The 14321-nt window shown below is 32.1% G+C and carries 13 protein-coding genes; 10 read left to right on the top strand and 3 right to left on the bottom strand.

Features of this window, described 5'->3' with window-relative positions; translation table 11 throughout:
- Positions 1-117: 117 nt before the first annotated feature.
- Positions 118-1146, bottom strand: coding sequence for an A/G-specific adenine glycosylase (gene mutY, locus B5E87_RS13625; RefSeq protein ID WP_087245752.1), 1029 nt, complete (start codon positions 1144-1146; stop codon positions 118-120).
- 57 nt (positions 1147-1203) lie between these two features.
- Here mutY and B5E87_RS13620 point away from each other — a divergent pair, with 57 nt between their 5' ends.
- From B5E87_RS13620 to B5E87_RS13585, 8 genes are all read left to right on the top strand, one after another.
- Positions 1204-2391: a deoxyguanosinetriphosphate triphosphohydrolase family protein gene (locus B5E87_RS13620; protein WP_087245750.1), complete on the top strand. Its 1188-nt coding sequence runs from the start codon at positions 1204-1206 to the stop codon at positions 2389-2391.
- Positions 2392-2448: 57 nt separating this feature from the next.
- Positions 2449-2775 (top strand): cyclic-di-AMP receptor, encoded by a 327-nt coding sequence (locus B5E87_RS13615; RefSeq protein ID WP_087245748.1) that lies wholly within the window; start codon positions 2449-2451, stop codon positions 2773-2775.
- Between the two features lie 41 nt (positions 2776-2816).
- On the top strand, positions 2817-4427 hold the full coding sequence (locus tag B5E87_RS13610) for a GNAT family N-acetyltransferase (protein ID WP_087245746.1): 1611 nt from the start codon (positions 2817-2819) through the stop codon (positions 4425-4427).
- 158 nt (positions 4428-4585) lie between these two features.
- Positions 4586-6148 (top strand): DEAD/DEAH box helicase, encoded by a 1563-nt coding sequence (locus B5E87_RS13605; protein WP_087245744.1) that lies wholly within the window; start codon positions 4586-4588, stop codon positions 6146-6148.
- Between the two features lie 152 nt (positions 6149-6300).
- Positions 6301-8937 carry a pyruvate, phosphate dikinase gene (ppdK, locus tag B5E87_RS13600; RefSeq protein ID WP_087245742.1) on the top strand — a complete coding sequence of 879 codons (2637 nt, stop codon included), beginning with the start codon at positions 6301-6303 and terminating at the stop codon, positions 8935-8937.
- 93 nt (positions 8938-9030) lie between these two features.
- Positions 9031-10026, top strand: a complete 996-nt coding sequence (locus tag B5E87_RS13595) for a DNA-processing protein DprA (RefSeq protein WP_087245740.1) — start codon at positions 9031-9033, stop codon at positions 10024-10026.
- A complete protein-coding gene (locus B5E87_RS13590) occupies positions 10007-10651 on the top strand; it encodes a rhomboid family intramembrane serine protease (protein WP_206399313.1) in 645 nt (214 codons plus the stop codon). Before B5E87_RS13595 ends, B5E87_RS13590 begins: the two co-directional genes overlap by 20 nt.
- A 13-nt stretch (positions 10652-10664) precedes the next feature.
- Positions 10665-11141 carry a hypothetical protein gene (locus tag B5E87_RS13585; protein ID WP_087245738.1) on the top strand — a complete coding sequence of 159 codons (477 nt, stop codon included), beginning with the start codon at positions 10665-10667 and terminating at the stop codon, positions 11139-11141.
- A 21-nt stretch (positions 11142-11162) separates the two neighbouring features.
- Here B5E87_RS13585 and B5E87_RS13580 read toward each other — a convergent pair whose 3' ends face one another.
- Both B5E87_RS13580 and B5E87_RS13575 read right to left on the bottom strand, forming a co-directional pair.
- Complete coding sequence (locus tag B5E87_RS13580; protein ID WP_087245736.1) at positions 11163-11744, bottom strand: manganese catalase family protein; 582 nt, start codon at positions 11742-11744, stop codon at positions 11163-11165.
- Positions 11745-11756: 12 nt separating this feature from the next.
- Positions 11757-12182, bottom strand: a complete 426-nt coding sequence (locus B5E87_RS13575) for a spore coat protein CotJB (RefSeq protein ID WP_241147188.1) — start codon at positions 12180-12182, stop codon at positions 11757-11759.
- A gap of 112 nt (positions 12183-12294) precedes the next feature.
- Here B5E87_RS13575 and B5E87_RS13570 point away from each other — a divergent pair, with 112 nt between their 5' ends.
- Both B5E87_RS13570 and B5E87_RS13565 read left to right on the top strand, forming a co-directional pair.
- The gene (locus B5E87_RS13570) at positions 12295-12720 is read left to right on the top strand and encodes a hypothetical protein (RefSeq protein ID WP_087245734.1); all 426 of its coding nucleotides are present in this window, start codon (positions 12295-12297) and stop codon (positions 12718-12720) included.
- Positions 12721-12791: 71 nt separating this feature from the next.
- On the top strand, positions 12792-14066 hold the full coding sequence (locus B5E87_RS13565) for an O-acetylhomoserine aminocarboxypropyltransferase/cysteine synthase family protein (protein WP_087245732.1): 1275 nt from the start codon (positions 12792-12794) through the stop codon (positions 14064-14066).
- Positions 14067-14321: the final 255 nt, after the last annotated feature.

The raw sequence follows: 14321 nt of genomic DNA, 5'->3' as shown, positions 1-14321 counted from the left end.
AAAATTATCCCGAATTTTACTTGATTTTTCATTGGAAAAACCTGTTTTTCGGGATAATCAATAATTCGGGATAAGTGCAATGAGAGGGGCGAAGATTAATTTCTTCCCTCTACTCTATTATTCGATTGTTTTTAAATAATGCTTTAAAACTTTTAAATGTGCCGTTGAAACAGGAAGCTGTGAAATATCATTTAAACTATATAATGATGACAATGGTTTGGAAATTGTAAAATGATAGATATGCATATGCCATGTACGATGCGTAAAAACATGTTTAACCTGACCATGATATGAAACAAGAGATAATGATATATGATACTGTTTTTCAAATTCTTCAATAAAGCGATAGGGGCTTTCCAACTCGTATTGAATAAAACCATATAAATTTTCTAATAATCCGGCAGGATTTTGAATCATGACATATTGATTTTGATAAGTAATAATGCCAGTTATGTAATTGAGTTCTTTATGTTTGATATTTTTTATAGAAATAGGTAATACTTTCTGTTGTCCAGATTGTCTGGCTTTACAAAAGGGGGCAATAGGACAAATTTCACATTGTGGATTTAAAGGACGACAAATAGTGGCACCAAGATCCATTAAACCTTGATTAAAGGCAGAAGCATCATAACCAATCAATAAATCGTTCACAATATGAAAAATATTCTTTTGAGCTTTTGGTAAAGCAATATTTTCAGTTAAGGCATATAATCGTGAGATAATTCTTAACACATTGCCGTCAATGGCAGGAGTAGACAATCCATAAGCAATAGAACAAATAGCTCCAGCAGTATAAGGACCAATCCCCTTGAGTTTTAAGATATCTTCATAGGTGTCAGGAAACTGTCCATCATATTTTTCGCAAATCAGTTGTGCAGTTTCATGAATATGTTTAGCTCGACGATAATAACCAAGACCTTCCCATAATTTATAAACTTCTTCTAAAGAGGCACTAGCCAATTTATCAATAGTATCAAACGTTTGAATAAAACGTTTATAATAGGGAATGACTGCTTCGGTTGTTGTTTGTTGTAACATAATTTCACTAATCCATATATAGTAAGGATTCGTGGTTTCTCGCCATGGAAATTGGCGATGGTTGTGGTTATACCATGAAATTAAATTATTTTGTATATTATTTTGCATCAAATCACCATAAGTATTATACTATAAAAAATAAAAAAAGAAAAAGGATGTGATTTCATGAAAGCTCAAGATCAAATTATTCATGATTCTTTAAGAGAAACAAAATTAGCAGATGAAAGATTGTCTCCTTATGCAACATGTAATAGTGATTGTATTAAAGTGAAGAATACAAAAAAGAAAGCCAAAGAATTTGATATTCGCTGGCCTTTTGAAGAAGATATTGATCGTGTTTTATATTCTAAAAGTTATAGCCGTTATGTCGACAAGACACAGGCATTATCCTTTTTTAGTAATGTTCACATTACTAAGCGTTCTTTACATGTCCAGTGGGTATCACGTATAGCAAGACAGATTGGTAGAGGTTTAAATCTGAATTTAGATTTAATTGAAGCTATTGCATTAGGACATGATTTAGGTCATGCGCCATATGGACATGTAGGTGAAAAAGCTATTAATGATTGTTTAGAAGAAAGAGGATTTGGCTATTTTACGCATAATGCGAATAGTGTTAGAAATTTACTGTTTATAGAAAGAAATGGAATCGGATATAATGTATCTTTACAGGTCTTAGATGGAATCTTATGCCATAATGGTGAGATTCTTTCACCTATATATAAACCAGATAGTCATAAAACAATTGAACAGTTTTGGGAAGAATATGAAAAATGTTGGCATGAGAAAGATTATTCTTTTAAGATTTTGCCAATGACATTAGAAGGATGTGTTGTTCGTATTTCTGATGTTATTTCATATGTTGGTAAAGACATTGAAGATGCAATTAAGGTAGGTATTATTTCTATAGATGATTTACCATTAGAAGTGGTTCAAGTATTAGGTAAAGATAATAAAGCCATTATTAATCGTTTGATTGGTGATTTGGTTATTCATAGTTATCATAAACCATATTTAGAATTTTCAAAAGAAGTCTTTCATGCCTTAGAAATTCTCTTTACATTTATTTCAACACATATTCATCATCATCCCACAATATTGAAAGAAAACGAAAAATTAACACGAATGGTGAAAGAATTATATGATATTTTATACGATGATTTCATATACCGTCATTATCCTCAAAAGGGTATATGTGCTCATGTTTCAAAAATGACAGAAACTTATCGCCAATCTCCTAGTGAGTTGATTGTCAGTGATTATTTATCAGGAATGACAGACAGCTATGCTTTGCGTTTTTATGAAGAACGTTTCTTACCACGACAACATGGGGAAATGATAGAAGACTATTAAAAAAATTGTACTTATCTTAAAAAAGTGATAAGATAAAAGAAAGAAAGGAGTCAGACTATGAAACTCATAATTGCAATTGTAAATAATGATGATAGTAATGCTGTTCAGACAGCATTGACTGAAGGTGGTTTCTTTGTTACGAAGTTAGCAACATCTGGTGGTTTTTTAAAGAAAGGAAATACAACTTTCTTTATCGGAACAAATGATGATAAAGTGGATCCGGCACTTGAGATTATAAAAGCTCATGCTAGAAAGCGTGTAGAAAAGGAACCTACGGTTCCACCTACTGAAATGGGAGAATTTTTTACACCTATCATGGTGGATGTCTTAGTTGGTGGAGCAACTGTCTTTGTAGTAGACGTAGATCGTTTTGAAAAAATTTAAAAAACAGCTTAAGCTGTTTTTTCTTTGTAAAGGAGAACATTGTGGAATTAAGAATTTTAAGAGGACATGAAATTAAAGAAGCAGCGCAACTTTTTTATAATGACCAGCAATCCTTATTAGAAATACTCACTCTTTCTCGCCAAAAGAAGCTATTTTTTATTGGAGCTTTTGAAAAGAAACTGGTAGGGGTTATTGGGATTTATGAATTTCAACACATCAAATATTTATGCGTTTTAGAAAGTTATCGTCATCAAGGCATTGCCAGTGATTTGATACGTAAAGCTATACAATTATCTTGTGATGATTTATATGTGACTGTTTCTCAAACATTAGAGCCTTTATATAAACAATTGGGCTTTGAAATTCTCGAAGATCAATTAGCAGAACAAAAACTTGTTTATCGCCATCAAATTCAAAAACGTTTTACTCATTATCAGCAAGTTCATGATTTTATTGCCAGTCAAAAGCAACGTGTTTATGCCCTGGATAATTTCAAACGTTTTATGAAAGATATGGGGAATCCTCAAATTTTATTGAAATCTATTCATATTGGTGGAACAAATGGAAAAGGTTCAACAACGAATTATATACGTTCTGTATTACAAAATGCAGGTTATAAAGTGGCAACTTTTACATCACCTGTTTTAGTAACACGTTTAGAAATTATGCGTATTAATAATCAGCACATTCAAGAAGATGAAATTATTGCTTATGCAAATCGTTATATGGATTTATGTTTGGAATATGAACTTTCTATGTTTGAAATAGAAGTTTTTATTGCGATTATGTTTTTTATTAAACATCGTGTTGATTTTGCAGTTTTTGAAGTTGGATTGGGTGGTGACTTGGATGCAACAAATATTATCTATCCAATGATTTGTGCCAATACCAATATCGGTTTAGACCATGTTGAATATTTAGGAAATACATATGAACAGATTGCACGTACAAAAGCTGGTATTGTTAAAGAAGGGATTCCCTATGTAACAGGTGAAAAGAAGAGTGAATGTTTAAATGTTTTTCAGAATATATGTGACAAATTGCATAGTCCACTTATACAAACAAGACATATAGAAAATATTCAAGATCATGGTCATTATTTAACCTATGATTATCGTCATTATCATGTAAGATTAAATACATCGGCCATTTATCAATGCCAAAATAGTGCGTTAGCCATAGAAATATTGGAATATTTAAAAGAGTACGAATATTTAACCTATACTGATGAACAGCTCTTAAATGGCTTATTAGAAGCAACCTGGGCAGGGCGCTTTGAAACTGTATGTCAGCATCCGCTTATTATTATTGATGGAGCTCATAATAAGGAAGGTATAGAAGCTTTTTATCAGTCAGCTAAAAAATATTCGCATATCAAAATTATTTTTAGTGCTTTAAAAGATAAAGATACGCACGCTATGATGGAAATGTTGTTAAAACTAACAGATGATATTACTGTTTGTGAATTTGATTTTTATCGAGCACAAACCGTTGAAAAATTGGCAGAAAACTTTCCTGTTAAAATTGAAAAAGATTGGCATAAAGCCATTGATCAGGCATTTTTACATGAAGGTGTTGTTTTTGTAACGGGATCACTTTATTTTTTAGCACAGGTAAGGCCTTATATTTTAGAACATCAAAAAAATAAATAAAGAGTTGTGTTTTTGTAGAGAGTATGATATTATCGCATAGAAAAGAAAAAAGTAAGTCGGGAAAAATCTTTTCCTGACTTTTATTTTGAATGATTTGTATGACGTTTGCCTTGATTTTGTCGGATACAAGGCGAATGTAGATGAAAGAGAGGTTATATATGCAACAAGTCACTTTTTATGATTTAGGTTTATCAAAACAGGTTTTACAAGGTATTGAAATGATGGGGTATGTGCTCCCTTCTCCTATTCAGGAAAAAGCTATTCCTGTATTATTGGAAGGAAAGGATATTATTGGACAGGCTCAGACTGGAACTGGAAAGACTTTGGCTTTTGGAAGTGTTTTATTGTCTTGCATTAATAAAAAGGATGATGGAGTAAAAGCTTTAGTATTATCACCAACCCGTGAGCTTGCATTACAGATTGATGAAGAACTTCGACGTATTGGTAAGTATACGAGTTTATCTATTGTCAGTGTTTTTGGTGGAAGTGAAATAGAAAAACAGATTCGTTCTTTAAAAAAAGGTGCAGACATTGTTGTTGGAACACCTGGACGCGTTTTAGATTTAATGCGTCGTAAAGCATTAAAATTAGATTGTGTTGAATGGCTCGTTCTTGATGAAGCGGATGAAATGCTGAATATGGGATTTATTGATGATATTGAAACGATTTTACAAACCGTTCCTGAAGACAGACATACAGTTTTATTCTCAGCTACAATGCCAAGTGATATCAAGAAAATAGCAAGTTTTTATATGCATGAAGATTATCAGCATATTCAAATCAAAGCCAAAACAATGACAGCTTCTACGGTTTCTCAATATTATTTTGAAACGAAAGTCAATCGTCGTTTTGAAGTTCTATGCCGTATTTTAGATTCTCGAGAAATGGATAATGCGATTATATTCTGTAAAACAAAGCGTTCTGTTGATGAAGTTGTCGCAGCTATGCAACAAAAGCATTATAATGTTGAAGCTATGCATGGAGATTTATCACAAAACCAAAGAATGAATACGTTAAGAAGATTTAAAACTGGACAAATTCAATATCTAGTTGCGACAGATGTTGCAGCAAGAGGAATAGATGTGGACAATATTTCACATGTGATTAATTATGAATTGCCTCAAGATGAAGAATTGTATATTCATCGTATTGGAAGAACTGGTCGTGCCAATAAAAAAGGGGAAGCCTATTCTATTGTAACATCACGTGAGAGAAATTTCTTAAAAGCTATTGAAAAACATACACATAGTCATATTGAAAAATTAGATATTCCGGCTATTGAAGATATCTTTGATCAAAAAGTTAAAGAATTATTGTTTGATGTACAGGAAATCATGCTTAAAGGAAATATGAAACCTTTTCAAAAGATTGTAAAAGATATTCCACAGCATATGAAAAACGATGTGATTGCAGCATTACTTGCTATGTGTTATTCTCAAAGAGTTGGATATGATTATCAAAGTCTTAATGAGATGAATAAAGAAGAACAGCGTATTTTTATGACAGTAGGTTCAATGGATAAAGTTAATGTCAAAGATATTATTGATTTTTTTGTACGCTATGCAGATATTCCAAAAAGAGAAATTGGAGATATCACAATCAAAAGAAAGTTTACTTTTGTTAATCTAAGTCCAGGGGCTGCTCAAAAGGTTCTTGACTATTGTTATAATCAAAAAATTAAAGGAAGACGTGTTCGTATAGAATTAGCACAGGACGAATAAAAAACAACGAATGGCTCAAATAAATTTAAAAGAGAGTGAATGAATTTTGAAAAAAGATTCATTCACTTTTTTTAAATTCCGTCATTTTTTTATTGAATGTAAGCACTCACATAGTGTATAATATGAAAAGTAGTAACAAAGGAGGAAGTTATATGAAAAAATATGTCTACTTATTTAGTGAAGGAAATAAAGACATGCGTAACTTACTTGGTGGTAAAGGGGCTAACTTAGCTGAAATGACAAATATTGGTTTGCCTGTACCTCAAGGATTTACTGTCACAACTGAAGCCTGCACTAGATATTATGAAGACGGGAAAGTGATTGCTAAAGAAATCGAAGACCAAGTTTATGAAAAACTTGCTGAATTAGAAAAAATTACAGGAAAAACAATGGGGGATGCACATAATCCATTACTTGTTTCTGTACGTTCTGGGGCAAGAGCTTCTATGCCTGGTATGATGGATACAGTTTTAAATTTAGGAATGAACGATGAAGTGGCTAAAGGATTTACTGAAGCGACTCAAAATCCTCGTTTTGTTTATGATAGCTATCGTCGTTTTATTCAAATGTTCGCTGATGTTGTTATGGGATTCCCAAAAAGTTCATTTGAACATATGTTTGATAAAGTTAAGGAAGAAAAAGGTGTTGAATTTGATACAGATTTAACAGCTGATGATTTAAAAGAAGTTGTAGAAATCTATAAAGAAGAATATAAAAAACATGCTGGTGTAGATTTCCCTCAAGATCCTAAAGTACAAATGATGGAAGCTATTAAAGCCGTGTTTAGATCATGGAATAATGATCGTGCAATTACTTATAGACGTTTAAATGATATCCCAGGAAGCTGGGGAACAGCTGTAAACGTTCAAGAAATGGTTTATGGTAACCGTGGAGAAACTTCTGGTACAGGTGTTGCCTTTACAAGAAACCCTGCTACTGGTGAAAAGAAATTATATGGTGAATACTTAATGAACGCTCAAGGTGAAGACGTTGTTGCTGGTATTCGTACACCTCAAACAATTGATACATTAAAAGAAGTTATGCCAGATTGCTATGATCAATTTGTAAAAATTAATAAAATCCTTGAAGATCATTACAAAGATATGCAAGATATGGAATTTACAATTGAAGATGGTAAATTATTTATGCTTCAAACACGTAATGGTAAAAGAACAGCTGCTGCTGCTTTAAAGATTGCTGTTGATCTTGTTAATGAAGGTATGATTACTAAGGAAGAAGCTTTATTAAAAGTTGAACCTAAACAATTAGATCAATTATTACATCCAAACTTTGATGATGTATCATTACGTTGTGCACAAGTTGTAGCTACTGGTTTAGCTGCTTCTCCAGGTGCCGCTACTGGTCGTATCTATTTTACTGCTGAAGATGTTATTGAAGCATCAAAGAATGGTGTTCAAGATATCTTATTAGTTCGTCTTGAAACTTCACCTGAAGATATTGAAGGTATGAATATTGCTCATGGTATCTTGACAATTCGTGGTGGTATGACATCACATGCTGCAGTTGTTGCCAGAGGTATGGGAACTTGCTGCGTTTGTGGATGTGGTTCATTAAAGATTGATGAAGAAAATAAAATTTTAACTACACCTGATGGTAAACAATATCATGAAGGTGATTATATGTCATTAGACGGAAGCACTGGTAATGTTTATGGTGAACAAATTAAAACTGTTGAACCAGAAATTAGTGGTGATTTCGAAACATTCATGGAATGGGCAGATGAAGTACGTAAATTACAAGTTCGTACAAATGCTGATACACCTAGAGATGCTTTACAGGCACGTAAATTTGGTGCAGAAGGTATTGGTCTTTGTAGAACAGAACATATGTTCTTTGAAGAAGAAAGAATTTTCAACTTCAGACGTATGATTACTGCTGAAACTGAAGAAGCAAGAAGAGAAGCACTTGAAAAAATCTTACCTTATCAAAGAAGTGACTTTAAAGAATTGTTTAAAGCTATGGAAATTTATCCAGTAACTATTCGTTTCTTGGATCCACCTTTACATGAATTCTTACCTCATACTGATGAAGAAATTCGTCCACTTGCTGAAAGCTTAGGTATGACTTTTGATGCTTTAAAAGCTCGTGTTGAATCATTAAAAGAATTCAACCCAATGATGGGTCATAGAGGATGCCGTTTGGCAGTGACTTATCCAGAAATTGCTGAAATGCAAACAAGAGCTGTTATTGAAGCAGCTATCGCAGTCAATAGAGAAGGACAAAATGTTGTTCCTGAAATCATGATTCCTCTTGTTGGAGATGTTCATGAATTAAAATATGTTAAGAAAGTTGTTTGTGATACAGCAGATAAGATTATTAAAGAAGCTGGTGTAGAATTGCCATATAAAGTTGGTACTATGATTGAAATCCCAAGAGCTGCTTTAACTGCTGATAAAATTGCTGAAGAAGCTGAATTCTTTAGCTTTGGAACAAATGACTTAACTCAGATGACTTATGGATTCAGCCGTGATGATGCTGCTAAATTCTTAGGTGATTACTATGGTAAACAAATCTTTGAATCAGATCCATTTGCTAAAGTAGACCAAGAAGGTGTCGGAGAATTAATGAGAATTGCTATTGAAAAAGGTAAGAAAACTCGTCCTGATATCAAACTTGGAATCTGTGGTGAACATGGTGGAGAAGCAAGCACTGTTGAATTCTGCCATAAATTAGGATTAACATATGTTTCATGTTCTCCATTCCGTGTACCATTAGCACGTTTAGCTGCTGCACAAGCTGCTGTTAAAGAAAAAATGGGAATTGAATAATTGAAATACAAAGGGTATGATGCATTATCATACCTTTTTTATCGACGGATTTATCCAACTATGATATAATAATGGCAAAGTGCAGGTGGTTTTATGAAAATACAGTTAAATTTAGATAGCTTGGCTGTTCTTTTATTTTGTGGAGATTTGGTTGTTGATAATACAGCCGCTCTTTCTCAAGATGAATGGTATAATGTAGAACGTAAATTGAAAAGTTCTACTAAAAAAACGCCATCTAAATTATTTGGTATGAATAAAGATACATTGATAGATATTTTAGGTATTGAAGAATATATTGCTTATAAGATGATTGCAAGATTATCAACAATTAATGAATTGTTATTTGCTTTGTCTAATCTTGAAAATGAGGGCATTTCCATTACTACAAAATATGAAGATAATTATCCTACTGTTTTAACGACAACTCTAAAAAAACGAGCACCTTTGTATTTGTATTATGTTGGTGATATGTCTTTGACTCAAAATCATATGGTATCTGTTGTAGGACCACAGGAACTCGAAAAGAGATTAAATACTTATACAAAAAATATTGTCACAAAAGTTTATGATGAGCAAAAAGTATTGGTTGCTAATGGAACAAAGGGAACAGATGCATATGCATTGAAAACATTTTTGAATTTAGGTGGAAATGCAATCTGTTTTGTAAGTGATCATATGTTTGATAAAAAGAAAACTTATTCTCGATATATCAAAGATGGACGTATGTTACTCATGAGTGCAGTTGATCCATTTGCATATTTCAATGTAACGAATGCTTTAGATCGAAATATTTACGTTTGTGGTTTAAGTGATATACAAATTATTACAGCTACACATATTAATAGTGGTGCAGTATGGTTTACAACGATTCAAAATTTTCATTATCATTGGACTAAACAAATGGTTCTTGATGATAATCGTTATGGTGGTAATATTCGTTTGTTGGAAATGGGAGCTATTAAAATGAGTTATGATGATGTTTTGTCATTGTTAACACTTGATCAGATTATTGAAAAAAATGAAGTTGTAAAGGAGGAGGAAGAAGTTCTTGTAGATCAAATGTCTATCTATGAGTTCTTGGATGAATAATATGTTAAATAGGTTGATATGGCAATTTAAGAAAGCTCCAATTACAGTTTCTCTGATTGGTATATGTATTATTGTTTATATTTTAAGTTTTTTTCTGTTTGGTGAAGAAATGACAGCTTATGAGGGCCTATTTTTTGGTGGTTATAATCCTGTATATGTAATGGTAACGCATGAATATTATCGTTTTTTTACAGCTAATTTCATTCATTTTGGTTTTCTTCATTTAGCTGTGAACTGTTATTCTCTTTATGGTTTGGGGATGTTTATTGAAAAATCACTGGATTTTAAAAAATATCTTATTTTAATTATTGTCACTGCTTTTATGACAACTGGACTGCCTTATATTTTTTATCTATTGACTGGATATGGGGCTAATGTTGTAAGTGGTGGAATTAGTGGTGTTATTTTTGGATTGATTGGAGCTTTAGGAGCTTTAGCTTTACATTATCACTATATTTATATGGATATTTTCAAACAATTAGCACCTAATGTTATTTTGATGTTGGTTATTTCATTTGTTATTCCATCTATTTCATTATCAGGACATTTAGCTGGGTTAGTGAGTGGATTTATTTGTACATATATTTTATTGATGTTTAAACATCAAAAACATGTTATTCATTAATTGGAGGTAAGTTATGTCATTTCAGGATAAATACAAAGAATATAAAGAAAGACAAGAAGCAAAGAAATATTTTCGTTCTAATAATGATCAGTTTTTAAATTCTGCACAATGGAGTAAAGTTATTGGTTTAGGATTATTGACTGCCATTGCGAGTGGTGTAGTACTTGGAATTGTGATTCACTCTTTACATATTACTTCATCATTATTTTATATTATATGTGCTTTGGTTGTTGCTGGAACAGTGACTAAAATATCACAAATTCATTCATCACAAATGGCTATTTTAAGTGTGATTTTAACTGTTATTTGTTATGTCGTGGGAGAAATGACTATGATCTATCTTCCTTTACATGAAGCAGGTATGGGTATGCAATTTATATCATTGTTAGATATTTTCACTTTAAGTGTTCGTTCACTGTTTGTAGGAGATCTGTTTACAACGGTTGTTGCACTTATTGGATTATTTATTGCTTATGCTTCAGCAAAGTAAAAACCCGAATTTTTCGGGTTTTTAACATTTTGAAGGAAAATCAGGTTGATAATATTTTTGAACATATTCTTCATAAAGTTCTCTAAATCTTTCATAATGAACAATTTCACGTTGTCGTAAGAAAGATAATGGAGCAAGTAAATCAGGATCACGTGTTTGGTTCATCAAGTTTTCATAAACGGCTCTGGCTTTTTGTTCAGCAGCACAATCTTCCGCTAAATCAGCAACAGGATCACCAGTTGATGAAAAGACCATAGCATTAAATGGAACACCATTGGCATCATTAGGGAATAAAGCACAGCCATGCTCAGTATAATAACTTTGTAAACCAGCAGCTTTAATTTCTTCCATTGTTGCTCCCTGTGTTAATTGATAAACCATTGTTGATACCATTTCCATATGTCCAAGTTCTTCAGTACCGATATCGGTTAATAAAGCTTTTCCTTTTTCATCAGGCATTGTATAACGTTGTGTAATATAACGTGTTGAAGCAGCAAGTTCACCATTAGGTCCACCAAATTGTGTAATGATGAATTTGGCCATAGATAAATCTTTATTTTTAATGGAAATAGGATATTGTAATTTCTTACTATAAATCCACATTTTTAAACCTCCTTAATCTTTTTGATATTCCCAAGGCCAAGGACCTTGTATCCATTCAAATGGGATTTTATTTTGAGTGTTTTGTACTTCTAAAGGACCATATCTCTTTTCAAATACATCTTGGCTTTGTTTTGCCTTTTGAATATATTGTTCATATAATTGAATCATTTTTTCATCATGAGGATGCATATCTAAATAGAGATTGATTTCATGTGCTACAAAATAATACATCTGAACTTCTAGTAACGCTTGTTGACGTGCATTTTCAGGTTGTAGACAATAATTAGAAAATCCCTGATAAGACATATAGAGATCTTTAAATAAATTACCTAATGAAATAGCTTCCTGTGGATCAAAAAGAACAGGTTGACTTTGTCTTGTTTGATTTGACATATAAAATGGTGAAAAACAGTTTTTATCTTCTTGAAAAATATTCATATAAACCTCCTTCCATCATAACATATGATTTGATTTATGAAACGATAAGGACACATGTTTATTTTCAGTTCATATTTTGTTTTTATAATAAAATAGAAAGGTGGCTGGTTTTATGAAAGTTCAAGTTGTTTATACAACGCATTGCAAAGATGCAAAACTTTTAGCAGAAGACATGGCAAGATATGCACGAACTTATGCCAAACCAATAACAGATTTTTCTTTTCAGGAAGACATTGATCTTCTGGTTATTGGATTTGAAGAATATCCATGTTTAAAAGATAAAGAATTAGAAAATTTTATATGTCAGCTATCTCGTCAACATATTCGTAATCTGGCATTATTTAACTTATTTTGTTTTAAAAGCAAAGAAATGGAAAAAATCATTCAATTATGTTTAAAACAAGACTTACCATTAATGAGAGAAACATATTCTTGTAAGAAGTCATTTAAAGCAAAACATCATTTAGATGATGATATCATCTCTGGTGGTCGTGTATATATTGAAGATATGGTAAATATTTGTAATCATTATTATTGAGCTATCTATGGAATAGCTTTTTTTTGTATTTTATTTGTGATACAATATCTTTCATAAAAGGGGGAATATGAATGTCAAAGAAATATCAATTTGAAACATTGCAGATACATGCAGGACAAAAACCTGATCCTGTAACAAAAGCAACAGGTGTACCACTTTATTTATCTAATGCTTTTACATTTGATAGTGCTGATCAGGCAAAAAATATTTTTGCCTTAGAAGAAGGTGGCTATTTTTATTCACGTTTATCTAATCCAACAGTAGATGTTCTTCAACAAAGAATGGCTGCTTTAGATGGTGGTGTAGGAGCGGTAGCTTTTGCCTCTGGCACAGCAGCTATCATGGGATTGATTATGACTGTTTGTCAAAGTGGTGATGAAATTATTGCTGCCAATAACTTATATGGGGGAACGATTGGTTCATTATCAGGAACAATGCAAGGAATGGGATTTATTTCTCACTTTGTCAATCCTCGTGATCTAAAGACAATGGAATCATTGATTAATGAGAAAACAAAAATGATTTTTGTTGAATCTGTAGGTAATCCTAATGGAGATATGTTAGATTTTGATGCGATTAGTGAAATCTGTCATCGTCATCATCTATTATTTGTTGTAGATAATACAACTCCAACGCCTTATTTATTTAGACCTATTGAACATGGTGCTGATTTGGTTGTTTATTCTACGACAAAATATATTGCTGGACATGGAAATGTTATGGGAGGAATCATTGTGGATAGTGGCCGTTTTGATTGGCATAATGAAAGATACCTATTGATGACAACACCTGATAAAGCTTACCATGATATTGTTTATGCCGATTTAGGACAAGAGGCTTTTTGTACCAAAGCTGTTGCGAAAACATTGCGAGATTTAGGTGGATGTATGTCGCCATTTAATGCATATATGACTTTACTTGGATTAGAAACATTATCTTTACGTATGGATAAACATGTTGAAAATTCAAGAAAGATTGCTGAATTTTTACAAAATCATGAAAAAGTGGAATGGGTAAGCTATGCTGAGTTAAAAGGCCATTCATCATATGATTTATGTCAGAAATATTTTCCAAAAGGTTTTGGAGGATTGTTTACTTTTGGAGTGAAGGGTGGTTTAGAAGCTGGAAAATCAGTTATTAATCATATTCAACTTTTTACTCATGTGACAAATTTTGCTGATTCTAGAAGTCTACTCACACATCCTGCATCAACAACACATGCTCAAATGAGTGAAGAAGAAAGATTAGCTGGAGGAGTGCAACAAGGAACAATTCGTATTTCTGTAGGATTAGAGAATGTTGATGATCTGATTGCTGATTTAAATCAAGCATTTGATCAAATTTAATAAATAAAAAAGCCTTATGAAATAAATTTCATAGGGCCAATGGAGTCAACTTAGTAAGTTGGCTCTTTTTTATTTTTTTGGAAATAAAAGAGTGTCTTTTTTACTTGTAGTTAAGTATAATTATCTATTTATTATATTATTTCCTTTACTTTTGTTGTATAATGTAGTTAAGAAAGAAGGTGCTTCTATGTTCGTTAGAGTTATCAAAAATAATAAGGGTAAGAAAAATACCTGTTTTTGCGCACTCGTTGAATC

Source organism: Massilimicrobiota sp. An142, assembly GCF_002160725.1.
In the GTDB taxonomy this organism is placed as follows: Bacteria; Bacillota_I; Bacilli_A; order Erysipelotrichales; family Coprobacillaceae; genus Allocoprobacillus; species Allocoprobacillus merdigallinarum.
This window is presented reverse-complemented; position numbering and strand designations above follow the sequence as displayed.